19 protein-coding genes are annotated in these 23,490 nt (G+C 68.3%); 5 read left to right on the top strand and 14 right to left on the bottom strand.

The window, feature by feature from the left end; genetic code table 11:
* The first annotated feature begins 80 nt into the window (after positions 1 to 80).
* On the top strand, positions 81 to 938 hold the full coding sequence (locus tag ACW5F0_RS09825; RefSeq protein WP_456963754.1) for an XOO1806 family protein: 858 nt from the start codon (positions 81 to 83) through the stop codon (positions 936 to 938).
* A gap of 170 nt (positions 939 to 1,108) precedes the next feature.
* Entirely contained in the window at positions 1,109 to 3,979 is a 2,871-nt protein-coding gene (locus tag ACW5F0_RS09820; RefSeq protein ID WP_456963753.1) for a TonB-dependent receptor plug domain-containing protein, read from the top strand.
* Between the two features lie 122 nt (positions 3,980 to 4,101).
* Here ACW5F0_RS09820 and ACW5F0_RS09815 read toward each other — a convergent pair whose 3' ends face one another.
* Entirely contained in the window at positions 4,102 to 5,889 is a 1,788-nt protein-coding gene (locus ACW5F0_RS09815) for a phosphoenolpyruvate carboxykinase (GTP) (RefSeq protein ID WP_456963752.1), read from the bottom strand.
* Positions 5,890 to 5,993: 104 nt separating this feature from the next.
* Positions 5,994 to 6,575: a TetR/AcrR family transcriptional regulator gene (locus tag ACW5F0_RS09810; RefSeq protein WP_456963751.1), complete on the bottom strand. Its 582-nt coding sequence runs from the start codon at positions 6,573 to 6,575 to the stop codon at positions 5,994 to 5,996.
* Positions 6,576 to 6,753: 178 nt separating this feature from the next.
* Between ACW5F0_RS09810 and ACW5F0_RS09805 the strand changes: the two genes are divergently transcribed.
* Positions 6,754 to 9,228, top strand: a complete 2,475-nt coding sequence (locus ACW5F0_RS09805) for an acyl-CoA dehydrogenase (protein WP_456963750.1) — start codon at positions 6,754 to 6,756, stop codon at positions 9,226 to 9,228.
* Positions 9,229 to 9,319: 91 nt separating this feature from the next.
* Here ACW5F0_RS09805 and ACW5F0_RS09800 read toward each other — a convergent pair whose 3' ends face one another.
* The 5 genes from ACW5F0_RS09800 to ACW5F0_RS09780 form a co-directional block, all read right to left on the bottom strand.
* Positions 9,320 to 9,883, bottom strand: coding sequence for a DUF922 domain-containing protein (locus ACW5F0_RS09800; RefSeq protein WP_456999642.1), 564 nt, complete (start codon positions 9,881 to 9,883; stop codon positions 9,320 to 9,322).
* Between the two features lie 84 nt (positions 9,884 to 9,967).
* The gene (locus tag ACW5F0_RS09795) at positions 9,968 to 11,170 is read right to left on the bottom strand and encodes an NAD-dependent epimerase/dehydratase family protein (protein ID WP_456963748.1); all 1,203 of its coding nucleotides are present in this window, start codon (positions 11,168 to 11,170) and stop codon (positions 9,968 to 9,970) included.
* Positions 11,148 to 12,518 (bottom strand): NTP/NDP exchange transporter, encoded by a 1,371-nt coding sequence (locus tag ACW5F0_RS09790; protein ID WP_456963747.1) that lies wholly within the window; start codon positions 12,516 to 12,518, stop codon positions 11,148 to 11,150. The genes ACW5F0_RS09795 and ACW5F0_RS09790 overlap by 23 nt, the downstream gene beginning before the upstream one ends.
* The gene (locus tag ACW5F0_RS09785) at positions 12,518 to 14,401 is read right to left on the bottom strand and encodes a M48 family metallopeptidase (protein WP_456963746.1); all 1,884 of its coding nucleotides are present in this window, start codon (positions 14,399 to 14,401) and stop codon (positions 12,518 to 12,520) included. Before ACW5F0_RS09785 ends, ACW5F0_RS09790 begins: the two co-directional genes overlap by 1 nt.
* Before the next feature lie 6 nt (positions 14,402 to 14,407).
* On the bottom strand, positions 14,408 to 15,010 hold the full coding sequence (locus ACW5F0_RS09780) for a LemA family protein (protein WP_456963745.1): 603 nt from the start codon (positions 15,008 to 15,010) through the stop codon (positions 14,408 to 14,410).
* 119 nt (positions 15,011 to 15,129) lie between these two features.
* Here ACW5F0_RS09780 and ACW5F0_RS09775 point away from each other — a divergent pair, with 119 nt between their 5' ends.
* Positions 15,130 to 16,524, top strand: coding sequence for a serine hydrolase domain-containing protein (locus tag ACW5F0_RS09775; RefSeq protein WP_456965204.1), 1,395 nt, complete (start codon positions 15,130 to 15,132; stop codon positions 16,522 to 16,524).
* A 71-nt stretch (positions 16,525 to 16,595) separates the two neighbouring features.
* Here the strand turns inward: ACW5F0_RS09775 and ACW5F0_RS09770 are convergent, their stop codons facing one another.
* The 7 genes from ACW5F0_RS09770 to ACW5F0_RS09740 form a co-directional block, all read right to left on the bottom strand.
* Positions 16,596 to 17,060, bottom strand: a complete 465-nt coding sequence (locus tag ACW5F0_RS09770) for a hypothetical protein (RefSeq protein WP_456999641.1) — start codon at positions 17,058 to 17,060, stop codon at positions 16,596 to 16,598.
* A gap of 742 nt (positions 17,061 to 17,802) precedes the next feature.
* On the bottom strand, positions 17,803 to 18,195 hold the full coding sequence (gene gcvH, locus ACW5F0_RS09765) for a glycine cleavage system protein GcvH (protein ID WP_456963743.1): 393 nt from the start codon (positions 18,193 to 18,195) through the stop codon (positions 17,803 to 17,805).
* A gap of 69 nt (positions 18,196 to 18,264) precedes the next feature.
* Complete coding sequence (gene gcvT, locus ACW5F0_RS09760) at positions 18,265 to 19,365, bottom strand: glycine cleavage system aminomethyltransferase GcvT (protein WP_456963742.1); 1,101 nt, start codon at positions 19,363 to 19,365, stop codon at positions 18,265 to 18,267.
* A gap of 121 nt (positions 19,366 to 19,486) precedes the next feature.
* The gene (locus ACW5F0_RS09755; RefSeq protein WP_456963741.1) at positions 19,487 to 19,927 is read right to left on the bottom strand and encodes an NfeD family protein; all 441 of its coding nucleotides are present in this window, start codon (positions 19,925 to 19,927) and stop codon (positions 19,487 to 19,489) included.
* A gap of 1 nt (position 19,928) precedes the next feature.
* A complete protein-coding gene (locus ACW5F0_RS09750; protein WP_456963740.1) occupies positions 19,929 to 20,891 on the bottom strand; it encodes an SPFH domain-containing protein in 963 nt (320 codons plus the stop codon).
* 72 nt (positions 20,892 to 20,963) lie between these two features.
* A complete protein-coding gene (locus ACW5F0_RS09745) occupies positions 20,964 to 21,170 on the bottom strand; it encodes a hemin uptake protein HemP (RefSeq protein WP_456963739.1) in 207 nt (68 codons plus the stop codon).
* Between the two features lie 65 nt (positions 21,171 to 21,235).
* Positions 21,236 to 22,204, bottom strand: a complete 969-nt coding sequence (locus tag ACW5F0_RS09740) for an aldo/keto reductase (protein WP_456963738.1) — start codon at positions 22,202 to 22,204, stop codon at positions 21,236 to 21,238.
* Between the two features lie 90 nt (positions 22,205 to 22,294).
* On the opposite strand from ACW5F0_RS09740, the gene ACW5F0_RS09735 reads away from it, so the two are divergent.
* Positions 22,295 to 23,425 (top strand): GGDEF domain-containing protein, encoded by a 1,131-nt coding sequence (locus tag ACW5F0_RS09735; protein WP_456963737.1) that lies wholly within the window; start codon positions 22,295 to 22,297, stop codon positions 23,423 to 23,425.
* The last annotated feature ends 65 nt before the right edge of the window (positions 23,426 to 23,490 follow it).

The raw sequence follows: 23,490 nt of genomic DNA, 5'->3' as shown, positions 1-23,490 counted from the left end.
AAGGAAATATAAATCCACTAGAGTCCAAGCCATGATCGGGGCGGAACTTCCGCCTCAGCCTGGGGGTCTATCGGCACGCCATGAAGTCGCGCCTTGCACAACTGTCACTGTCGCTCGCCCTCGCCCTCGGCGTGGCCACGGGCGCGCATGCACAGTCATTGCAGGGCGGTAAACGCGACCAGGCCGTGCTGCCGGTGTGGAACCAGTCCAGCGGCAAGATCGAGGCCCTGCTCCTGCTCGAGGCGGCCGACCCCGGCTCCGCTCCGGGCTTCGGCAGCAACGCCCTCGACGCCGCTTTCGGGATCGACGCGGGCAATTCGCTGGGCGTGTTCTGCGACCGCAAGTCGGGCCTTGCCAGCGCGCTGGGCAACCTCGCCAACAACTGCATGCTCGCCAGCTTCGAAGACGAAGGCGGCACGCATGCCAGCGGCACGGCAGCCTTCAAGGCCGGCCGGAACACCCGGCTGGGCCTCAGTGCCGGCAGCGGCAGCGGCACGCTCCCCGGCTGGCTCACCCCGGGCACCCGGGGCACGGGCGCCACCGTCGACCTCAACGACCTGACCGTGTTTGCGCAGCACAATATCGGCCGCGAGGGCATGGTCGCCATCGCCGGCACCGTGGCCAAGGCCACGTTGGTGACCCCCGCCGAAGCCACGAACCTCGGCATCGGCGATGCCTGGACCTCGCACAGCCTGTCGATCGGCGGCGGCTATGGGCGCTTTGGCGCCAGCATCGTCGGCCAGGTCGTGGAAACCCCCGGCCAGCCCAAGTGGGAAGGCCTCGGACTGGGCCTGACCTGGCGTACGCCCTGGAGCGGACAGCTCACCGTGGGCGCCGACAATCTCGTCACGCGGGGCCGGAATCCGTTCGCCCCGAACGTCAACGGGCGTGACGACGAGGGCACCGTGCCCTATATCCGGTACGAACAGGACCTCTAAGTCCTTGATTCATGCGGGTTCCCGTGACGCGGGCCGCATTTTTTAACAACACTTTAATTTTCGCTTCGGCAGGGCTACTATCGGCGACGGCCCTGCCGGCCTTGGCGTCTGCTTTGACTCCACCGGTGGGGTTCCCATGGGATTTACCCAAGACTCACTTGGAGAGAGAGATGACGTTCAAGACCACCCAACTCCGTGACGCGGTGCTGATCGCACTGGTCGCGGGCGGTGCCGGCATCGCCGGTACCGGCGTCGCGTTCGCCCAGGATTCCGGGCAGCAGGCGACCACCCTCGATCGCATCGAGGTCACCGGTTCGCGCATTCGTTCGGTCGATGCCGAAACCTCGCAGCCGGTCCTGGTGCTGGATCGCGCCGAGATCGAAAAGCAGGGCCTGACCTCGGTTGCCGAAGTGCTTTCGCGCATCTCGGCCAACGGCGCCGGCATCAACCGCTCCTTCAACAACGGCGGCGACGGCTCTTCGGAGATCTCGCTGCGCAACCTCGGCTCCTCGCGCACCCTGGTGCTCGTTGACGGTCGTCGCTGGGTCTCCACCCTGACCGGCTCGGTCGACCTCAATACCATCCCCGCGGCCGTCATCGAGCGCATCGAAGTCCTGAAGGACGGCGCGTCCGCGATCTACGGTTCCGACGCCATCGCCGGCGTGGTGAACATCATCACCCGCGACAACTTCGAAGGCGCCGAGTTCCGCACCCACATCGGCCAGTTCAACCAGGGCGACGGCGAGCGCACCTCGGTCGACGCGACCGTGGGCGTAAGCGGCGAGCGCGGCAACGTGGTCATCAGCCTGTCGCGCGTCGAGGAAGAGGCCGTCATGGCACGCGACCGCGAGCTGTCGCGTGATCCCGTGTTTGGCCTGGGCAGCGACATGTACAGCGGCACGTCCAACCACGGCCGTATCCGTGCCGGCGCGCCCAACCTGGTCGTCGACGGCAGCGCCACGCCGACCAACGGCCGCTACGCACTGGACCAGTTCGTCCCGTTCACCGCGGCCGAGCATGCGTACAACTACGCGCAGGACAACTACCTGCTGACTCCGCAGACGCGCACCTCGATGTTCCTCAAGGGTCGCTACGACATCACCGACAACGTCAGCTTCCGCGCCGACGCCATGTACAACGAGCGTCGCTCGGCCCAGCAGCTTGCGGGCTTCCCGCTGAGCGGCGGCCCGCTGCTCGGCAACCCGGCGGACACCGTGATGAGCGGTGAGAGCTACTTCAACCCCTATAACGTCGCGCATGGCGGTGACGGCCGCGACCTGCACTGGAGCCATCGCCTCACCGAGCAGGCGCGCTACTACGAGCAGGACGTCAAGACGATCCACACCTATGTGGGCTTCGAGGGCGCGTTCGAGCTGGGTGACCGCTTCTTCAACTGGGACGTCGGTTACAACTTCAACAAGTCCGACCAGCACGACGCCCAGATCGGCGACGCCAACATGCTCAACGTGGCGCTCGGCGTCGGTCCGTCGTTCATGGACACCGATGGCGTGATCAAGTGCGGTGCACCGGGTGCGGTGATCGACGGCTGCGTGCCGTTCAACCCGCTGAGCCCGGCTGGCGGCGTGACCCAGGAGATGCTCGACTTCATCCTGTTCACCGCCAACGACACCTTCCAGAACCGCAGCGAGAGCTTCACCGCCAACATCAGCGGCGAGATCGTCGAACTGCCGGGCGGCATGATGGCGTTCGCGGCAGGTATCGAATCGCGCAAGGAAAGCGGCTTCGACCGTCCCGACGCCTTCGTGGCCGCAGGCTACACCTCGGGCAACTCGCGCCTGCCGACCTCCGGTTCGTACGACCTCGACGAGGTCTATGCCGAGCTTCTGCTCCCGGTCCTTTCGGGCGTCACGGGTGCACAGCTGCTCGAGTTCAGCCTGGCCTCGCGCTACTCCGACTACAGCAACTTCGGCGACACCACCAACAGCAAGGTGGGCTTCAAGTGGAAGCCGATCGAAGACCTCCTGGTCCGCGGCAACTGGTCGGAAGGCTTCCGCGCCCCGCCGGTCCAGACGCTGTTCCGCGGCAACGCGGACTCCTACGAGAGCTTCGGCGACATCTGCTCGGTCGACTTCCCGGGCTACAACGCGACCATCGCGGCGAACTGCACCGCGGCGGGCGTACCGGTTGACTACCTCCAGATCACCAGCAACGCCGTAAACGGTTACGGCGGGCAGACGATCTTCCCGTTCACCTTCGGCGGCAACGCCGATGTCGGTCCGGAAGAGTCGGAGTCCGTCACGCTGGGCCTCGTGTACAGCCCCAACTTCGTGGACGGCCTGGACATTTCGCTTGACTGGTGGAACATCGAGATCACGAATGCGATCTCCACGCCGAGCACGACCGAAATCCTCGACCAGTGCTACGGCCTCGGTAACCAGCAGTTCTGCGACATGATCGTCCGCGACACTGCCGCGGGCCCGAACCAGGGCGTGATCACCGACATGCTGCTGGTGCCGCAGAACGTGGCGTCCATCGAAGTCGAAGGCTGGGACTTCAACGTGCGTTACCGCCTGCCGGAAACCTCGTTCGGCCAGTTCGCCCTGAACTTCGACAGCAGCTACATGAGCAAGTGGGACCTCCAGTCGCTGCCGGGCGCCGAGGTCGAGAACCTCATTGGTATCTACAACGACCGCGATCCGACGTGGCGCCTGCGTGCCAACGCTTCGCTTGACTGGAACTATGGTGATTTCGGCGCGACCTGGTCCACCCGTTACTACTCGGGCGTGGTCGAGGAGTGCTTGTATCCCGGTTACGGCATGTGCTCGAATGAGGATCGTTATATCGACGGTCCCGACGGCTCACCCCAGTTCGCCCCGCGGAACCGCCTGTCGGCGACCACTTATCACGACATGCAGGCTCGCTATGCACTGCCGTGGAACGGTACCGTCAAGCTCGGCGTGAACAACATCTTCAAGAAGAGCGCGCCGTACTCGCAGGTGGCCTTCGCGAACTCGTTCGACCCGCAGTACGACATTCCGGACAGCCGCTACATCTACATGGAATACATGCAGCGCTTCTGATAGGAAGCTGATTCAGGAAGTGGCCCCGGAAACGGGGCCACTTTTTTTGTGCCTGCCGATACGTCGCGCAGAAAAAAGGGCGACCCGGCGGGTCGCCCTTCAAGCGGAACGTGGAGTCCGGGTCAGACGGCGATTTCGTCGCTGATCCGGCGATGCTCGTCGAGCAGCGCCTCCGGCATGCGTTCACCGAAGCCGTCCAGGAAGCCACCGATCTCGCCGAACTCCGTGCGCCAGCCCTCGCGCTCGAAGCCCAGCAGGGTTGCCAGCGCGGCATCGTCGAGGTCCAGGCCCTCAAGCGCCAGGTCGCCTGCCGCCGGAATGGCGCCGATGGGCGTATCCGTTCCCCCGGCCTCGCCCTTGACGCGGCCGATGATCCATTCGAGCACGCGCAGGTTGTCGCCGAAGCCCGGCCACACGAAGCGGCCGTCGGCATCCTTGCGGAACCAGTTCACGTGGAAGACCTTGGGCAACCGCGCCTCTGGTGTGTCGAAGGACAGCCAGTGGCTGAAGTAGTCGGCGAAGTTGTAGCCGCAGAACGGCTTCATCGCCATCGGGTCGCGGCGCATCACGCCGACCGCCCCGGTCGCCGCAGCCGTGGTTTCCGAACCCATGGCCGCGCCGACCAGCACGCCGTGCGTCCAGTCGCGCGCCTCGAACACCAGCGGCACCAGGCTGGCGCGGCGGCCGCCGAAGACGATCGCGCTGATCGGCACGCCCTGCGGTGCTTCGGCCTCGGGCGTCCAGCTCGGGCACTGGCGTGCGCTGACGGTGAAGCGGGAGTTCGGATGCGCGGCCGGGCCGTTGCCGGCGTCGTAGGGACGGCCCTGCCAGTCCTTCGCCGGCTCGCGCTTGTCCAGGCCTTCCCACCAGGGCTGGCCGTCGTCGGTGACCGCGACGTTGGTGAAGATGGTGTTCTGCTGGATCGAAGCCAGGGCATTGGGGTTGGACTTTTCAGACGTTCCCGGCGCCACGCCGAAGAAGCCGGCCTCCGGATTGATCGCCCACAGCCGCCCGTCTTCGCCCGGGTGCATCCAGCAGATATCGTCACCGACCGTCCACACCTTCCAGCCCTTTTCACGGTAGGACTCCGGCGGGATCAGCATGGCCAGGTTGGTCTTCCCGCAGGCGCTGGGGAACGCCGCGGCGACGTAATGCACTTCGCCCTGCGGGTTCTCGATGCCGACGATCAGCATGTGCTCGGCCAGCCAGCCCTCCTGCCGCGCCTGGTGCGACGCGATGCGCAGCGCGTGGCACTTCTTGCCCAGCAGCGCGTTGCCGCCGTAGCCCGAGCCGTAGGACTTGATCGCCAGCTCTTCCGGGAAATGCATGATGTAGCGGCGCCCGGGATCGAGCTCGCCGGTGGAATGCAGGCCGCGCACGAACATGCCTTCGCGCTCGATGCGGGCCAGCGCCCCGGCGCCCATGCGCGTCATCAGCCGCATGTTGGCGACGACGTACGCGGAGTCGGTGATCTCGACCCCGCAGCGCGCCAGCGGCGAATCGATCGGACCCATGCAGTACGGGACGACATACATCGTGCGGCCCTGCATGCAGCCGTCGAAGAGGGCATCGATCTTGGCGTGCGCCTCGGCCGGCGCCATCCAGTGGTTGTTGGGGCCGGCGTCATCCCGGTTGGACGGACAGACGAAGGTCAGGTGCTCGACCCGGGCCACGTCATCGGGACTGGAGCGGTGCAGCGCGCAGCCCGGGTGGGTGTCCTGGTTCAAGGGCAGCAGGGTGCCATCGGCCATCATGGCCGCCTCCAGGCCGGCGGCTTCGGTGTCGCTGCCGTCGCACCACACCACGCGATCCGGCCGGGTCAGCGCCGCGACCTCGTCGACCCACTGCCGCAGGGACGCAAGCCGCGTGCCGGGCGTCGCACGGGCGCCCTGCTGGGGAACTGCATTCATGTGTCTTGCGCCTCCGCAAAGCGCTTTTTTCAGGCTGGACCACCAATTCTAGCCAGCCGGCACCCCGCCGCGTGCTGCAGTGCAATAAGCAGCAATGCTCCGCGTCAGCCCGGCACCAGGGTGCGGGTCAGGTGCTCGACGTATTCATCGAACTCTTCCTGCGGCATCCGGGCCTGGTGCAATTGCAGGTTCAACTGCAGGAAGCCGACATATGCGGCATAGGTCAGCCGCGCGCGGTGCCGTGCCTCGGTGCGGCCCAGGCCGGCCTGCCGGAACGACGCGGTGAGGTAATCGAGCCGGCGCTGCGACACACGGTCGATCACCGGCTGCACGGCCGGATGGTCCGGCGCCTTGAGCAGCGCGCTGTACACCACGTGCGACTTGAACTCCCGGGCCACCATCTGGAACAGCGCGCGCAGGCGTTCGCGGGGATCGGGAACGGCCTCGAGCTTGCCGAAGACGTCCTGCTCCTCGAACGCCTCCCAACGCTCCAGCGCAGCCTGCAGCAGCGCGTCGCGGGACGGGAAATGCCAATAGAAACTGCCCTTGGTGACGCCCAGCCGGCGTGCAAGCGGTTCGACCGCCACCGCGGATACGCCGAGCTCGGCGACCAGGTCCAGTGCGGCCTCGGCCCAGTCATCGGCGCTGAGGCGGCTGCGTTCGCTTTTTGCCGCAGGCTTCTTCATTCCCCGAGTGTATCCATACGCATGGGTGCGGGACAGCACTCGGCGGGCCACCGCGTTGACAGCGCCGGGTGCCGATGTCCATACTGATCCGTATGGCCCGTGCGCGGCCGTGTCGTCTGCGGGTGCACACTGGCTTCCACCAGCCGAAGGCGAGCCGAGCGCTCGCGGAGACCGTGCCATGAGTATCGTCGTCCCCTTCCTCGTCCTGCTGCTGGTTGGCGCGTTCGCCGCCTACCACCGGATGCGCCTGGCCACCTGGGCGGCCATCACTGCCGCCGCGCTCGCCGCCTGCTGGCTGCTGGGCGCCAGCATTCCGGCCACCGTGGTCGCCATCGCCATCGCCGCCCTGGTCGCCGTGCCCCTGCTGCTGCCGGTGATCCGGAAGCCCCTGGTCACCGCGCCGCTGCTGAAGTTCTACCGCAAGATCCTGCCGCCGCTGTCGCAGACCGAACGCATCGCGCTGGAGGCCGGCTCGGTCGGCTTCGAAGGCGAGCTGTTCTCGGGCGCGCCGGACTGGAACGTCCTGATGTCGCAGCCCAAGCCGGAGCTCACCGTCGAGGAGCAGGCATTCCTGGACGGTCCAGTGGAGCAGCTCTGCCGGATGACCGACGACTGGGACATCACCCATGTCCGCGCCGACCTGCCGCCGGAGATGTGGCAGTTCATGAAGGACCGGCGCTTCTTCGGGATGATCATTCCGAAGGAATACGGCGGCCTGGGCTTCAGCGCGCTGGCCCACCACAAGGTGATCCAGAAGCTGGCCTCGATCTCCAGCGTGGTCAGCTCGACCGTGGGCGTGCCGAACTCGCTTGGCCCCGGCGAACTGCTGATGCACTACGGCACCCAGGCGCAGAAGGACTATTACCTGCCGCGCCTGGCCGATGGCCGCGACGTGCCCTGTTTCGGCCTGACCGGTCCCTTCGCGGGCTCGGACGCGACCTCGATCCCGGACTTCGGCATCGTCTGCAAGGGTGAGTGGAACGGCGCCCAGGTGCTGGGCCTGAAGCTCACCTTCGACAAGCGCTACATCACGCTCGCGCCCGTGGCTTCGCTGATCGGCCTGGCCTTCCGCATGTACGACCCCGACGGCCTGCTCGGCGACACCCGCGACATCGGCATCACGCTTGCCCTGGTGCCGCGCGAGGTCGAGGGCATGGACATCGGCCGCCGCCACTTCCCGCTCAACTCGCCGTTCCAGAACGGCCCGATCCACGGCCGCGAAGTGTTCGTGCCCCTGAGCCAGGTGATCGGCGAGGAAAACGGCTTCGGCGAAGGCTGGCGGATGCTCAGCGAGTGCCTGTCGATCGGGCGCTCGATCACCCTGCCCTCCACCGCCAGCGGCGGCGCCAAGTCCGGCGCGGTCACCACCGGTGCCTATGCGCGCATCCGCAAGCAGTTCGGGCTGTCGATCGGCCGCTTCGAGGGCGTCGAAGAGGCGCTGGCGCGCATCGGCGGCAAGGCGTATGCGATCAGCGCGCTGTCGCAGGCGACCGCGGCGGCGGTCGACCGTGGCGACGTGCCCGCGGTGCCCTCGGCGATCGCCAAGTACCACTGCACCGAGATGGGCCGGGAAGTGGCCAAGGACGTCATGGACGTCATCGGCGGCAAGGGCATCATCCTCGGCCCGCGCAACTTCGCCGGCCGCGCATGGCAGGCCTCGCCGATCGCGATCACGGTCGAGGGCGCCAACATCATGACCCGCAGCCTGCTGATCTTCGGCCAGGGCGCGATCCTCTGCCATCCGTGGGTGATGAAGGAGATGAAGGCGGCGCAGGATCCCGACGAGCGGGCTGGCCTGGAAGCCTTCGACCGCGCGCTCTTCGGCCACATCGGCTATGCGATTTCCAACGCGGTGCGCTCGGTGTGGTTCGCAGTGACGGGCTCGCGCTTCGGCAGGGCGCCGGGCGACGACTACACCCGCCGCTTCTTCCGCCGCCTCAACCGCCATTCCGCCAACCTGGCGCTGATGGCCGACGTGTCGATGCTGATGCTGGGCGGCAAGCTCAAGTTCAAGGAGTCGCTGTCGGGCCGCCTGGGTGACGTGCTCAGCCACCTGTACATGACCAGCGCCATCCTCAAGCGCTACCACGACGAAGGCACGCCGGTCGCCGATCGCCCGCTGCTGGCGTGGGCGTACCACGACAGCGTGCACAAGATCGAAACCGCGCTGTCCGCGGCGCTGCGCAACTTCCCGATCCGTCCGGTGGGCTGGCTGATGTGGCTGCTGATCTTCCCGCTCGGCCGCCGCGCCGAAGCGCCGGGCGACCGGCTGGGCCATCGCGTCGCGGCGCTGCTGATGACGCCGAACGAAGCCCGCGACCGGCTCGCATCCGGCGTCTTCACCACGCCCTGCGCGAACAACCCCGCCGGCCGCATCAACAGCTACCTGGCCGCCGCCGTGGCCGCGGAGCCGGTGGAGCGCAAGTTCCTCAAGGCGCTGAAGAACAAGGGCATCGAGGCGCTGGACTTCGCCAGCCAGCTCGACGAGGGCGTGCGCGAGGGCTGGATCACCGCCGAGGAGCGGGTGCAGCTCGAAGAGCTGCGCGAGATGACGCTCGACGCGATCACCGTCGACGACTTCGACGCGCATGAGCTGCGCGCGGCGACGTACTACAACCCGGAACGCCCGGACGGCAACCGCGAAGCAGCCTGAGGCCTCCAGCAACGCGTTACCGGGGTTCCCTGCCCGCCTGCCCACCCACGTGTCGGGCAGCGGGCATGTCCGCGGCAGCGCCGCACGCTAGCTATGACGCGGAAGCATCGTCGAGGAGTCCGTCCTGCGTGCGCTCGTCGAAGAACCGGTCACGCATCCGCAGCTTCCAGGTGGCCCGGCGCACCATGCTGTCCACCCTCGTCTGCAGACGCAGGCAGTCATCCTCGGGCGCAAGACGCAGCAAGGCGGCGTGCAGCTCGTGGGCCGCCTCGGTCGCATGGCGGCGATGTCCTTCCTCATGGCGCTCGAGCCGTCCGAGTGCGCCCAGCCATTGCTGCCGCACCTCTCTTCCGGCATGTGGCGCTGGCTGCCACTCGGGCAGCGTCGTCACGATGTCCACCGACAGCTCCAGCCCCCCGAGGGTGCAGCCATCAGCGCCCTGGTCGAGCTGTGCTTCGACCGAGAGCCTGCTGCTGGTCCGGCCATGCCCCGAGGCCATGCCTTGTGGAGCATGGTGGCGCAGCTGTTCGCGTATGCGGCCAATGCTGTTGCCCTGCACCGCGTAGTACGAGGTGGTGTGGTTGATGCGGACGGGAGGAAAACGATCCTCGGGTCGACCATGCTCCGCCAGTAGCAGGACGGCAACCGTAGCCATTCGAACGAGCATGGAGGCGGATCCGACGCGTCCAGCCGGCCTTAGCACGGCGCATGACGCGCGTGCGTGCGCGGACGGCTCGGCTCATCGCCCACGTTCATGCCAGGCCGCCAGCACGGCCGCCTCGCGCTCATGCGTGATTCCCGCCTTGGGCTGTGCACGACGCTCCGGCGGAAGCCAGCGCCAGTAGTCCAGGGTGTCACCGACCGTGTCCTCGAGCGAACGCGTGCGCAGGCCGATCGCATGCGCACGCGCCGTGCTGATGTGGCCAAAGCCGGCGTAATCACCTGTCGCGGGGATCCACGCCGGCATGTCCTGCCAGGGCGACACGCCCTGCGCCTCCAGGAAGTCCGCCGGCACCCACGTCAGCGTGGAATCGTGGCCAGGCGGCTGCGGGCACGGTGCGCGCACGCACTGGATGGTGTTCATGCGCCGCGACACGTCCTGGCAGGTCGCCAGCAGCCGGCCCATGGTGATCGAACCCGCAGGCGCGTCGGCGTTGTAGATCCCCGTGTGGCGCTGCTCCAGCGCGAGCAGCAGGAAATCCGCGAGGTCGCGCACGTCGATGAACTGCGTCGGATCGTCTGGCGCACCGGGCGCGAGGATCTCGCCGCCACGGTCGGCCCGCGCCGGCCAGTAGGTGAAGCGGTCGGTGGTGTCGCCCGGACCGACGATCAGCCCGGGACGGACGATGGTGGTGCGTCCGGGGAGTTCGGCTTCGGCGGCGCGCTCGCACAGCGCCTTGAGCCCGCCGTAGGTCTCACCGGTGACTTCGGTGACGCTCGGGTCGGCGAGGATCGCGAGCGACGCGTCCTCGTCCTGGCCCCGCCGGTCGGTCTTCGCATAGACCGAAATCGTCGACACCATCAGGTACTGCCCCACTCGGGGCGCGAGCAGCCGCGCCGCGCGGGTGACGTCGGCCGGCACGTAGGCGGAGGTATCGAGCACCGCGTCCCAGCGGCGGTCGCCTCCCAGCGCGGAGAGGTCGACCTTGCGATCGCCGCGCAGCTGTTCGATGTCGGCGAACTCCTCGCCCTCGAAGCGCTCCGGGTTGCTCTTGCCACGGTTGAACAGGGTCAGCCGATGGCCCTTCGCGCGCGCGGCGGCGACAAAGTGCGGACCGAGGAAGCCGGTGCCGCCCAGCACGAGGATCCGCATCGGTGCAGCGGCGCCGGCGGCTTCGGGTCCGGCACCGCCGGCGAGGCTGCGCGCGCAGGCCGGCAGGGCCAGGGCAACGGCACCGGCAAGGCCGGCCTTCAGGAGGTCACGTCGGCTTGGGTGTCGCATGCACGGGCTCCGCGGCGGGGTCGTCCGGGAGCGTGCGCTCGGCGCGCACCACGCGCCATGCGCCGTAGGTCATGCCCACCGCGATACCCAGGCCGGCCAGGAACACCATGCTCGACCCCAGCGCCGCCAGCGCCTTGTGCATCCACACGAAGGTGAGGTCGCCGCCGCGGTAGACCGCGGTGTCGATCACCGCCTTGGCCTTGTAGCGCTCCTCGCGGTCGACGCGGGTGTACAGCGTTTCCCGCGCGGGCTTGGCCAGCGAGAATTCGCTGGCACGGGTGACGATCTGCACGATCGCCACCAGCATCGGCAGCGGCGAGGCCGACAGCGCCGCGAAGCCCAGCATGATCGCGAACGCCGGCAGCAGCAGCAGCGGCGCGATACCGTAGCGCTGCAGCAGGAAGCGGGTCAGCAGCAGCTGGATGGCGATGGTGAGCCCGTTGATCGCCCAGTCGAGCGTCGAGTAGAACGCCGCGCGCTCCTCGGCGGTATCGAAGGCCGCACGCACGATCGCTGCCTGCTCGTTGTACAGCAGGGTGCCGACACCGACACCGAAGAACATCAGCATCGCCAGCGCGCGCAGCAGCGGCCGCTCCCAGACCAGGCGCAGGCCGGCCAGGATCGAACCGCCCATCGCGCGCCCGTCCGCGCCGCCACCGTGGCTGCGCTCGCGGGCCAGCGCCCAGGGCCGCAGCTTGATGATGCACAGCAGGCAGACGGCGATGAAACCGGCGGACACCAGCAGCAGGTTGGCCACGCCCACCGGCCCCACCAGGAAGCGCGTGATGGCCGGACCGACCAGGGCGCCGATGGTGCCGCCGGCACCGATGTAGCCGTAGAACTGCTTCGCGTTGGCGTTGTCGAAGACATCCGCCATGAAGCTCCAGAACACGCTCACCGCGAACAGGTTGAAGACCGCCACCCAGACGAAGAACACCGCGCCGCGCCCCGGGATGCCGCTGTCGAAGGCCCACCAGAAGCCGAGCAGGCAGGCGATGAAGACCAGGTATACCGCCGGCAGGAACACGCGCCGCGGAAAGCGCGACACCAGCGCCCCGTACAGCGGCTGCAGCAGCACCATGGCGATGAAGGTGGCGGTGAACAGCAGCTGCAGGGTGAAGTCACCGACCTCGATGCCCATGCGCTCGCCCAGCGCGATCAGGCCACGCGGGAATACGGCGGCCGCGTCCGACGAGGCGCCCATGGCGTCTCGCACGGGGCGTAGCACGTAGTAACCACAGAGCAGGCTGAAGAAGTACAGCATCGCCCACCACAGTGGCGGCGACGCGGACAGCGCGGTCCGGAAACGGCCCAGGCGCCGTCCGGTACCCATCTGCTCGCCGGGCATCAGGCCGCCTCGAGTCCGGGAGGCAGCGGGCAATGCAGCACGCCGCAGATGGTGCGAAGCAGCTCGGACTCCGCCACCGAGATCCGGCCGTCGTGGCTGGCCGCGGCGGTCACCGCCTCAACCATCACCTGCTTGGCAAGTGGCTCCAGCGCATCAAGCGCCGCCCAGACCTCGTCGAGTGCGAGCACGCCGGTGGCCGGCGGCGCGTACGGCACGTGATCCCGCGGCAGCACGCGCTGCAGGCCGGCCAGGTAGGCGCGCTGCGCGGCTGCCGGATCGTCCGGGCTGCCGGCGTGCGCCACGACCGCGAGCAGGGTCGCGAACTCCTGGCGCACGCTGCCGGGCTTGCGGCGGCCGAAGCGCGCATGGCTGCGCGGGTCCAGCGACTCGCGCAGCTGGACTTCGAGCAATCGCGCCAGGCAGTACTCGAACAACGATACGCGACCGTCGCAGTGCACCACCGCATGCACCGTGTCGAGGAACGTCTCCAGCTCCGGGCGCGGCCGCTTGCGCAGCACCGGGAACGCGATCGACGCCAGGGGCAGGCGCTGCATCGGATGCAGCGCAGCCAGGTCGCCGCGATGCAGTGCCAGCGCACCCTGGGCCACGGCGTCGCCGAGGCGCGCGGTGATTTCAGGCAGCTGGCGACCGCGCATCGCGGCGTCGTCGTCGAGCAGCAGCCCCAGCACCAGCGGCAGCACCGCCTCACGCGAGCGGGCCAGCGTGCCCAGCGCGTCGGGCATGGCGTGGACGATGGCGTCGGCGCGGTGGTAGTCGTCCGCCTCCGGATGGCCGACCTGGGCGGACACCATCGGTGGCGTGACAGCGAGGTTGCCATCGCGCGCCGGCAGCGTGCCCGGGTGCCCGTCCAGGCCCATCATCCGGTCTTCCTGCAGGCCCGAGGGCGGCGTCATCGCCCACTGCCCGCGCATGCGTTCGAGCTGCTCGCCGCGGAAGCCCGGCTCCAAGGCCTGGATGCGCTCGAGGATCGGAGGATGGGTGGCGAACAGGCCGCTGAACCCCACGCCATCGCCGAACAGCATGTGGCTGGCCTCTTCAGCGTCGGCCTTGTCGCTCAGGCGCGCGCCCTCGGGCAGGCCTGCGATCTTCTTCAGCGCGCCGGCCAGGCCCGCGGTCTGCCGCGTGAACTGGACCGCCGACGCATCCGCCAGGCGTTCGCGCGTGCGGCTGACGCTGGCCTTGATCATGCGTGCGAAGAACATGCCGATCGCGCCCACCAGGATCGCCACCAGCGCCGCGACCAGGATCGCGGCGCCATTGCGGCTGCGGCCACCCCCGAGGTACAGCACCTTGCGCCCGATCAGGCTGATCATGAGGATGCCGAACAGCACCCCCATCAGGCGGATGTTGAGGCGCATGTCGCCGTTGAGCACGTGGCTGAATTCATGGGCGATGACGCCCTGCAGCTCATCGCGGTTGAGGCGATCGAGCGCACCGCGGGTCACCGCGATCGCCGCATCGCTGGTCGAGTAGCCGGCCGCGAAGGCGTTGATCGCCCCCTCGTTTTCCAGCACGTAGAGGCTGGGCACCGGCACGCCCGAGGCGATCGCGATCTCCTCGACCACGTTGCGCAGGCGGCGCAGCGATGCATCGGTGGTGTCCTGCGGCACCGGCGTGCCGCCGAACTGCAGGGCCACGGCGTCGCCACCGCCGCGCAGCGAGGCCAGCCGGTACAGCGAGCCCAGCCCGATCACCGCCAGCGTGGCCAGCGTGGTGAATGCCAGCAGGCCCCAGTTGGGGCCGGCCACCACTGCCACCGCGATGTCGATGGCCAGCACGATGCCGACCACCGCCAGCGCGAACAGGACGACCAGGCGGGTGCTGCTGCGGCGGGCCTGCGCCTGCTGCTCGAAGAAGTTCATCGAGCTTTAGAACTGGACCTTGGGCGCCTCGCGGACCTCGGCCTTGTCGGCCGGGATTTCCAGCAGCGCCGCGGCGTCGAAGTTGAACATGCCGGCCAGGATGTTGGACGGGAACACCTCACGCTTGATGTTGTAGGCCATCACCGAGTCGTTGTAGGCCTGGCGCGCGAACGCCACGCGGTTCTCCGTGGAGGTGAGCTCTTCGGTGAGCTGCATCATGTTCTGGTTGGCCTTGAGGTCCGGATAGGCCTCGGCCACCATCATCAGACGGCCCAGCGCGCTGTTGAGCATGCCTTGCGACTGGCCGAGCTCGGCCATCGCCGCGGGGTCGCCCGGGCTGGCCTTGGCCGCCGACAGGCCCGACATCGCGGCGCTGCGGGCGGCGATCACCGCCTCCAGGGTCTCGCGCTCGTGCTTGAGGTAGCCCTTGGCGGTCTCGACGAGGTTCGGGATCAGGTCGAAGCGGCGCTGCAGCTGCACGTCGATCTGGGCGAAGGCGTTCTTGAATGCGTTGCGGGCGGTGACGAGGCCGTTGTAGATGCCCACGCCCCACATCAGTGCGACCACGATCACACCGGCAAACACGAGCAGGATCAGCAAGCTGGACATCAAAGCTCCCCTTGTTCATGCAATTGCGGAAACAGGGGCATATGATCACCCCGCAGTCGCAGCATACGCAGGGGGAACGCCCGATGAAAGACGCAGCGCGCACGCCTCCCCGCCTCTTCCTGGTCGCAGGTTTGCTGGCATGCCTCACGCCGATGGCGGCGGGTACTGCGGCGCAGACAAAACTCCAGTGGCAGCCGTCCGCCGATGTCCAGGCGGAAGCCACGCAGGCAGCCACCGTGGCGGACGGTCCATCGCCCTTGCTGCCGCCCGGCACCACGTCGATGCCGTTGTCCAGCGACTTCGACGTCGCCCGCTTCGAAGCCATGGCACAGATGGTGGTTGCCAACCAGCGCGTGCCCGGCCTGGCGATGGCCATCGTCCACAAGGGCGAGGTCCTCAGCGCGCGCGGCTATGGCATTACCGATGTCAGTGCCGCCGAGCCGGTCGACGCGCATACCGTGTTCCGCCTGGCATCGCTGTCCAAGCCGTTCGCCGGCACCATGACCGGATTGCTCGTGGCCGAAGGGTCGCTGCGCTGGGACAGCAACGTCGCCGACTTCATGCCGGCGCTGCGCTTCTCCAATCCCGATGCCGCCGGCAAGCTGACCGTCGCCGACGTCCTCAGCCACCGCGTCGGCCTGGGCCGCAACACCTATGACCGCGACATCGAGCGCAACGCCGACTACCGCACCCTGGTGCAAAGGTTCGCCGACGCGCCCATGACCTGCGACGTCGGCGACTGCTACAGCTACCAGAACGTGGCCTTCAGCCTGGTCGGCGACGTGGTGTTCGCCGCCACCGGCCAGTTCTTCAGCGAGGCCGTCACCGGGCGCATCTTCAAGCCGCTGGGCATGAACGATGCGAGCTACGGCCTTGAAGGCATCCAGGCGAGCCCGCGCTGGGCCAAGCCGCACGTACGCGCGGGCGGCGGCTGGCGTTCACTGATGCCCAAGCCCACGTACTACCGGGTCGCGCCGGCCGCGGGCGTCAACGCCAGCATCAGCGACATGGCGCAGTGGCTGATCGCGCAGTCGGGGCGGCGCCCCGACGTGCTGCCTGCGCCGCTGCTTGCAACGCTCCAGCAGCCGCTGGTGTCGACGCCGCAGGAGACACGCAGCTCGTCCTGGCGGCGGGAGCGCGTGAACGAGGCCGGGTATGCCCTGGGCTGGCGCGTCTATGAATATGCCGGCCATCGCGTGGTCTTCCATGCGGGCGCGGTGCAGGGCTACCGGGGCCTGATGGCCCTGATGCCCGAGCGCGACCTCGGCGTGGTCGTGCTGTGGAACGGCGAAAGCAGCCTGCCCACCGGCCTGCTGCCGACCATCCTCGACAGCGCCATCGGCTTGGGTCAGCGTCAGTGGCTGGATGTCGACCTCGAAGAGGTGGACGAGCTGCTGCTGGCCAACGCCGCCGACCACGACGGGCAGCACGCACCACCGTCACCCCGCGCCGACCGGCCGCACCCCGGTCCCGCCGGCTCGAGCGCCGCCGCTTCGACCGCCGAGCCACGCTGACCCGCCAAAGAAAAACCCCTCCCCCGCCTGGGCTGCGGGAGAGGGGTCGGGTTTACGGCTATCGGGGTTGCTTACATCAACGGCGCGGGTGCCGCCGGGATGGAGACGACCGGTGCCTTGGCCTTGCGCGGCGCACGCTTTTTCGCCGCCTTCTTGGCGGTCTTCTTCACGGTCTTCTTGGCGGCGGCCTTCTTGGTCGCCTTCTTCGCCGGTGACTTCTTGGCGACAGCCTTCTTGGCAGCCTTCTTGGCCGGACGCTTCGCGACCTTCTTCGCCGCCTTCTTGGCGGTCTTCTTGGTGGCCTTCTTGGCTACCTTCTTCGCGACCTTCTTCTTGGCGACCTTGCGGGTTGCCTTCTTGGCGGTCTTCTTCGCGGCCTTCTTCACGGCGGCCTTCTTCACTGCCTTCTTCGCGACCTTCTTCTTCGCGACCTTCTTGGCGACCTTGCGCGGTGCAGCCTTGCGCACGGCCTTCTTCGCGGTTTTCTTCGCCGCCTTCTTGGCGGGCTTCTTTTTCACGACTTTCTTAGTGGCCATGTGATGGCTCTCCTCGTCTGTGGGACTTGCAGGTACTACTGCCCAGTACGAAACGCACCGCGGGTGTCGGACCCACGGTCAACCGACGACGCGCAGAGCGCGTCGTGCCGGATCTGGTATTGCTCGACACGAAAAAACCCGCTGCGGAGTGCGTCGCGGGTTGCATGATTCGAAGGTCCTCGAGTTTTCGCGGAGGAGACAACGCCCGAGTCCACCATGCCGACCATCCGGCGGTAGGACTGAGTTGTATCGCGCGTTGTCGCTTGGTTCGCACTCACTCGCTTCGTGGCCACGTGTCGTTGTGGCGAAACCTAATCACGGTTTTTTTCGCTGTCAACACCCTTCGTCGCCCCAAGGACGCTGCGCGGGAGCAAGCGTCGACGCCATCGTCGGCGAAAGCGGCGTGCCGACGCGTGGTGCAAGCGACGGGGGAAACGGGAATGCGTCGATGCCCATGCGGGAAAGCGCTTGTTTTAAGTGCTTTGCGCGCGCGGCAGGACGCTCGTGCCGTGCGTGCGCCGATGCACGCGACGCGACGCGGCGCGGCGCGAGTGCTCGTCGCGCCCGCGTGTACGTCGCGTGCAGACGGGTCAAGGACAGTCGCCACCAATGGTGCTGCAATGACCGAATTGCGCGAAAGTGCGCGGACCTTTTCAACCGCTCCCGCGCCCGGACGAAGAACGCCGGGCAATGCCCGGCGTTCCGAAACACGATGCCGCGCGTCGCGCGGCGATGGCGTCCGTCAGTCGTCGCCTTCGATCAGCGCGGCGTAATCGTCGGGAGCAAGCAGCTCCTTGACCTGGTCGGGCTCACTGGCCTCGATCACGAACAGCCAGCCTTCCCCGAACGCGTCTTCGTTGATCGTTTCCGGCTTGTCGGCAAGCGCGGCGTTGACCTCGAGGATCGTCCCCGACACCGGGGCATAGATATCGGAGGCGGCCTTGACCGACTCGACCACCGCGCAGGCGGTGCCCGCCTCCACGCTGTCGCCGACGCCTGGCAGGTCGACATAGACCAGGTCGCCGAGCAGGCCCTGGGCGTGGTCGGAAATGCCGACGGTGACCTTGCCGTCACCTTCGACTCGGGCCCACTCGTGGGACTTCATGAACTTGAGATCGCCAGGGATTTCGCTCATCGCATTGCTCCGGAGACAGCGTTGCTGGGGGGTGGGGGGATTAGTGTAACGAAGGGTCGGGCCGGTGGATCAAATGCCCTCGCGGGGCTGGCCGTCGCGAACGAAAGGATAGGCGACCACGCGCACCGGCACCTCGCGGCCGCGGATGTCCACGCGCACGTCGCCGGGCTCGCCCGCCGGGAGCCGCGCCAGGGCGATCGCCTTGCCCAGCGTGGGCGCGAACGTACCTGACAGGATCTCGCCCTCGCCGCTCGCCGCCAGCACCTTCTGGCCGTGGCGCAGCACGCCCTTCTCGTCCATCACCAAGCCGACGATCTGGCGGGCGTCGCCGCGATCGCGCTGTGCCTCGAGCACCGCGCGACCGTTGAACTCCCGCCCTTCATCCAGCGACACCGTCCAGCCCAGGCCGGCCTCGTAGGGCGTCACCGATTCATCCATGTCCTGGCCGTACAGCGGCAGGCCGGCCTCGAGGCGCAGCGTGTCGCGCGCGCCCAGGCCCGCCGGCGCCACGCCCGCCGCGACCAGCGCGTCCCAGAACGCCACGGCGTGCCCGACTGGCAGCGCGACCTCGAAGCCGTCCTCGCCGGTGTAGCCGGTGCGGGCGATGAACAGCGGCGCGCCATCGGCGGAGCGGACGTCGCGGCTGGCGAACTTGCCGAGCTTGGCGATGGCGGCCTGGTCGTCGCCATGGACCAGGCCCAGCACCTTGTCGCGTGCCTGCGGGCCCTGCACGGCGATCATCGCCAGGTCGTCGCGCACCCGGACCTCGACATCGAACGGCTTCGCCTGGGCGTTGATCCAGGCCAGGTCCTTGTCGCGCGTCGAGGCATTGACCACCAGTCGATAGAAGTCGTCGCCGAGGTAATAGATGATCAGGTCGTCGATCACCCCGCCCTGCTCGTCGAGCATGCAGGTGTACAGGGCCTTGCCCTGGACCTTGAGCTTGTCGACCGAGTTGGCGACCAGCTTGCGCAGGAAGTCGCGCGCGCGCGCGCCGTGCAGGTCGACCACGGTCATGTGCGAGACGTCGAACATGCCGGCGTCGCGGCGCACGTGGTGGTGCTCCTCGATCTGGGAGCCGTAGTTGATCGGCATGTCCCAGCCGCCGAAGTCGACCATCTTCGCGCCGAGCGCGCGGTGGGAGGCGTTGAGGATCGTCTGGCGGGTCATGGGCAAGGGCTCCTGTGCGGCGGAGGACCATTATCCCCGACCGGCATCGCCCCGTGGGGGCAGCCCGGTCCTGGCGTCGACGCAGGGCTGCAACGCTCCGATCCGATTGCCCGCCCCTGCCTCAGTCGACCGGACGCACCTCGAGCACCATGCCGTTGGCCCCGATGACGCGCACCTGCGCCCCGGCTTCGAGCTCGGGACCGCTGACATCCCAGTAGGCGTCGTCCAGTTTCACCCGACCGCGAGCGCCGATGATCGCGCGATCCAGTGCGACCACGCGCCCGACCAGCTGCTCGGCTCGGCGGTTGAGCAGTGGCCGGTCGCTCGGACGTTCGCGGCCGCGCCCCCACTTCAGGTAGGCCAGCACCGCGACCACGCTCAGCGCCACGAACAGCACCACCTGTGCCAGCAGCGACAGGCCGGGGAACAACAGCACCACCATCCAGACGACCGCCGCGGCAATGCCCATCCAGAGCAGGAACGCGCCCGGGATGAAGGTCTCCGCCGCGATCAGCACCAGTGCGATCGCGGCCCAGGCGATGGTGTGCGTGCTCCAGGCCACCTCAGATCCCCGGTCGCTTGGCGTCGATGCGCGCGCGCGTGTCGACCTGCTGCTTGCCCAGCGCTTCCTTGCCCAGCTCGGCGATGCCCGCGATCGAGCCGATGATCCCGCTGGTCTCCATCGGCATCATCACGAACTTGGCGTTGGGCGCGGTCGCGAGCTCGCGGAAGGCCTCGACGTACTTCTGCGCGATGAAGTAGTTGATCGCCTGCACGTCGCCCGACGCGATCGCGTTGGACACCATTTCAGTGGCCTTGGCCTCCGCCTCGGCCAGGCGCTCGCGCGCCTCGGCCTCGCGGTAGGCCGCTTCGCGTTCGCCCTCGGCCTGCAGGATCGCCGCCTGCTTCTCGCCCTCGGCGCGCAGGATCGCCGAGCTGCGATGGCCCTCGGCTTCCAGGATCACGGCGCGTCGGTCGCGCTCGGCCTTCATCTGCCGGCCCATGGAATCGATCAGGTCGCGCGGCGGCTGGATGTCGCGGATCTCGATGCGGGTGACCTTGATGCCCCACGGATGGGTGGCCTGGTCGACGACGTTGAGCAGCTGGGCGTTGATCGACTCGCGGTTGGACAGCGATTCGTCGAGGTCCATCGAGCCGATCACGGTGCGGATGTTGGTCTGCACCAGCGCGATCGTGGCGACCTCGAGGTTGGAGACCTCGTAGGCGGCCTTGGCGGCATCGAGCACCTGGAAGAACACCACGCCATCGACCTTCACCACGGCGTTGTCCTTGGTGATGACTTCCTGCGAGGGCACGTCGAGCACCTGCTCCATGACGTTGACCTTGCGGCCCACCGCCTGCATCACCGGGATCAGCAGGTGCAGCCCGGGCGACAGCGTGTGCGTGTACTTGCCGAAGCGCTCGACCGTCCACTCGAAGCCCTGCGGCACGATGCGCACCATCTTGAAGAAAAAGACGATGAACGCGACAGCCAGCACGGCCGCAATGAAGGTTGCTCCGGACATCCCACATCTCCCCAATGATTGATCTGGAGTATAGACGCGGGCCGGGCGCCCACTGTGACCGCGGCGGGACGCTTACTTGGTGAGGATCAGCTTGTCGTTGCGCGTGTGGCGGAGGCGATAGACCTCGCTGCCGTGGCGGATGAGCACTTCGCGCTGGCCGTGCAGCAGGGACGCACTGGTGACCTCTCCGTCGCACACGGAAGGATCCGGATGATCGGCAAACGACGGTTCGTCGAGGTCGGCGTTGAAGCTGGACGGATGGGACCGGGAGGCAAGCATCTGGAGCTCCTCATCGAATGAGGAATCCAATGCTAATGATTCTCATTTGCCTGTCAACCGGAATATCAGCCGGCGGTCGCGGACTCCGCGCGACGCCACGTCGCTTCATCCAGCAGCCCGGCCAGCTCCAGGGCCCCCAGGTTCTCAAGGAGCTGGCTGACCCGGCTTGCACCCAGGATCACGGTGGATACATGCGGATTGCGCAGGCACCAGGCGATCGCCAGCGCCCCGGGCCGCACGCCGAGCTCGTCGGCCAGCGCGGTGAAACGCCGCGCCCGCGCAAGGCGGTCGTCGCCCTCGCCGCCGGCCAACCGCTCACGCAGCCAGTCCTCGCGCGCGGCGCGCGAACCCTCGGGCACGCCGTCGTTGTATTTGCCGGTCAGCAGGCCCGAGGCCAGCGGCGACCACACCGTGGTGCCCAGGCCCAGCTCGGCATACAGCGGCGCGTACTCGAGCTCCACGCGACGCCGGTGCAACAGGTTGTACTGCGGCTGTTCCATCGACGGCGGCTGCAGTTGGTTCGCGCGCGCCGCCGCATGCGCCTCGCGCACCAGGGCGGCCGGCCATTCCGACGTGCCCCAGTACATCACCTTGCCCTGGCGCACGAGCGCATCCATCGCGGACACCGTTTCCAGCACCGGCACGTCGGGATCGGGGCGATGGCAGAAGAACAGGTCGAGGTAGTCCACGCGCAGTCGCTTCAGCGCCGCATGGCAGGCGTCGTGCACGTGCTTGCGCGACAGGCCCTTCTGCATCGGCAGCGGATCCGCGGCCGATCCGAACATCACCTTGCTCGACACCGCGAAGCCGTCGCGCGGCAGCCGCAGGTCGACGATCACGTCGCCCATCACGCGCTCGGCGTCGCCCTGGGCATAACTCTCGGCGTTGTCGAAGAAGTTGATGCCATGGTCCCAGGCCGCGGCCACGAGTTCGCGCGCCTCGCCGCGTGCGATGCCGCTGCCGAACGTGGTCCAAGCGCCAAGCGACAGCGCCGACAGCGCCAGCCCCGACGCGCCGAGCCTGCGGTATTCCATCGTCGACCACTCCGTTCACATGCCCGGGCCGCAGTGTACGCGCGCCGCCGCGCTATCCTCCCCGACAGGCAAGGGGGAACGGCACGCACCATGCACGCCAACGATGGCGGGATCCGCGACACGCTGGGGCGCCTGATGGCACCGCCCGACGAAGTCATGCGCGAACTCGGCGGAAGCGGCGAGCGCCTGGTCGCCCGCGCGCGCTTGCTGCTGTCGGTGCTGGCGCTGGCCCTGCCGCTCCTCGCCGCGGCCGCGGGCGCGGGCATGGGCCGGATCCTGGCCTGCCTGGCTGCGGTGGTCCTGGTGAACGCGATGGCGCTCCTGTGGCTGGTGCTGACGCGCACGCGCCGGACCTGGCTGCCGTTCGCGACCAGCGCCTGGGACGTCACCCTGGTGTCCATGGCGCTCGCGGTGCTTGCGACACGGTACCCGGCGGCCACGCTCCACGCCGCGGTCGGCTGGTCGTTCTACCTGGTCTTGATCGGCTCCACCGCCCTGCGCGCGGATGGGCGCCTGACGCTGTTCACCGGCGGCCTTGCGCTGGCCCAGTACATCCTGCTGGCTGCGGCCGCCTACGCGCGTGGCGAGGTGGCCGACGGCCTGCAGCCGCTCGATGGGGGCGAACTCGGGATCGGCGGGCACCTGTTGCGGGCGCTGCTGCTGCTCATCGCCACCGGCACCGCCGCGGTCCTGGTCCGGCGCATGCAGTCGCTGGTGGAGCTGTCGGGACACGACGGCCTCACCGGGCTCCCGAACCGCTCCTGGCTGCTGCAGCGCATGCCGCACGTGTTCGCCACCGCGCGCAACTCCGCGGCGTCGCTCACCCTGGTGCTGCTCGACATCGACCGCTTCAAGCGCGTCAATGACGAAGCCGGACCCAAGGCCGGCGACCGCGCGCTGCGCCACATCGCCTCGACCATGAGCGGGATGCTGGCCGACAACGAGGCCCTGGCCCGGATTGGCGGCCAGGAGTTCGTGATGGTCCTGCACTGCCCCGCAGGCAGCGCCTGGGAACGCCTGGACCGCCTGCGCCGGACCCTGGTCGAGAGCCCGTTCCTGCCGGAGCGCGGCCAGGACGCGTTCGCCTTCACCTTCAGCGCCGGACTGGCAGCCTGGCCGCAGGACGGCGCCAGTACATCGGGCCTGCTCGGCTGTGCCGACCGCCGGATGAAGGCCGCCAAGGCCGCCGGCGGCAACCGGATCGTGGCCCGCGATCCCTGAGCACGGTTGCCCGCCTCCCGGGCCTGCACTACGCTGCTCCGTCGCCGCGCGCCCGCGGCAGTGCC

The sequence above is a fragment of the Luteimonas sp. A534 genome (assembly GCF_054072805.1).
The sequence above is the reverse complement of the archived record's forward strand: the minus strand, read 5'-3'. Positions and strand labels throughout refer to the sequence as shown.

Excerpts from the sequence above, each read along its gene's own strand:
- ACW5F0_RS09825 (WP_456963754.1), top strand. The coding sequence starts at position 81 with ATGAAGTCGCGCCTTGCACAACTGTCACTGTCGCTCGCCCTCGCCCTC.
- ACW5F0_RS09820 (WP_456963753.1), top strand. The coding sequence starts at position 1,109 with ATGACGTTCAAGACCACCCAACTCCGTGACGCGGTGCTGATCGCACTG.
- ACW5F0_RS09815 (WP_456963752.1), bottom strand. The coding sequence starts at position 5,889 with ATGAATGCAGTTCCCCAGCAGGGCGCCCGTGCGACGCCCGGCACGCGG.
- ACW5F0_RS09810 (WP_456963751.1), bottom strand. The coding sequence starts at position 6,575 with ATGAAGAAGCCTGCGGCAAAAAGCGAACGCAGCCGCCTCAGCGCCGAT.
- ACW5F0_RS09805 (WP_456963750.1), top strand. The coding sequence starts at position 6,754 with ATGAGTATCGTCGTCCCCTTCCTCGTCCTGCTGCTGGTTGGCGCGTTC.
- ACW5F0_RS09800 (WP_456999642.1), bottom strand. The coding sequence starts at position 9,883 with ATGGCTACGGTTGCCGTCCTGCTACTGGCGGAGCATGGTCGACCCGAG.
- ACW5F0_RS09795 (WP_456963748.1), bottom strand. The coding sequence starts at position 11,170 with ATGCGACACCCAAGCCGACGTGACCTCCTGAAGGCCGGCCTTGCCGGT.
- ACW5F0_RS09790 (WP_456963747.1), bottom strand. The coding sequence starts at position 12,518 with ATGCCCGGCGAGCAGATGGGTACCGGACGGCGCCTGGGCCGTTTCCGG.
- ACW5F0_RS09785 (WP_456963746.1), bottom strand. The coding sequence starts at position 14,401 with ATGAACTTCTTCGAGCAGCAGGCGCAGGCCCGCCGCAGCAGCACCCGC.
- ACW5F0_RS09780 (WP_456963745.1), bottom strand. The coding sequence starts at position 15,010 with ATGTCCAGCTTGCTGATCCTGCTCGTGTTTGCCGGTGTGATCGTGGTC.
- ACW5F0_RS09770 (WP_456999641.1), bottom strand. The coding sequence starts at position 17,060 with ATGGCCACTAAGAAAGTCGTGAAAAAGAAGCCCGCCAAGAAGGCGGCG.
- gcvH (WP_456963743.1), bottom strand. The coding sequence starts at position 18,195 with ATGAGCGAAATCCCTGGCGATCTCAAGTTCATGAAGTCCCACGAGTGG.
- gcvT (WP_456963742.1), bottom strand. The coding sequence starts at position 19,365 with ATGACCCGCCAGACGATCCTCAACGCCTCCCACCGCGCGCTCGGCGCG.
- ACW5F0_RS09750 (WP_456963740.1), bottom strand. The coding sequence starts at position 20,891 with ATGTCCGGAGCAACCTTCATTGCGGCCGTGCTGGCTGTCGCGTTCATC.
- ACW5F0_RS09745 (WP_456963739.1), bottom strand. The coding sequence starts at position 21,170 with ATGCTTGCCTCCCGGTCCCATCCGTCCAGCTTCAACGCCGACCTCGAC.
- ACW5F0_RS09740 (WP_456963738.1), bottom strand. The coding sequence starts at position 22,204 with ATGGAATACCGCAGGCTCGGCGCGTCGGGGCTGGCGCTGTCGGCGCTG.
- ACW5F0_RS09735 (WP_456963737.1), top strand. The coding sequence starts at position 22,295 with ATGCACGCCAACGATGGCGGGATCCGCGACACGCTGGGGCGCCTGATG.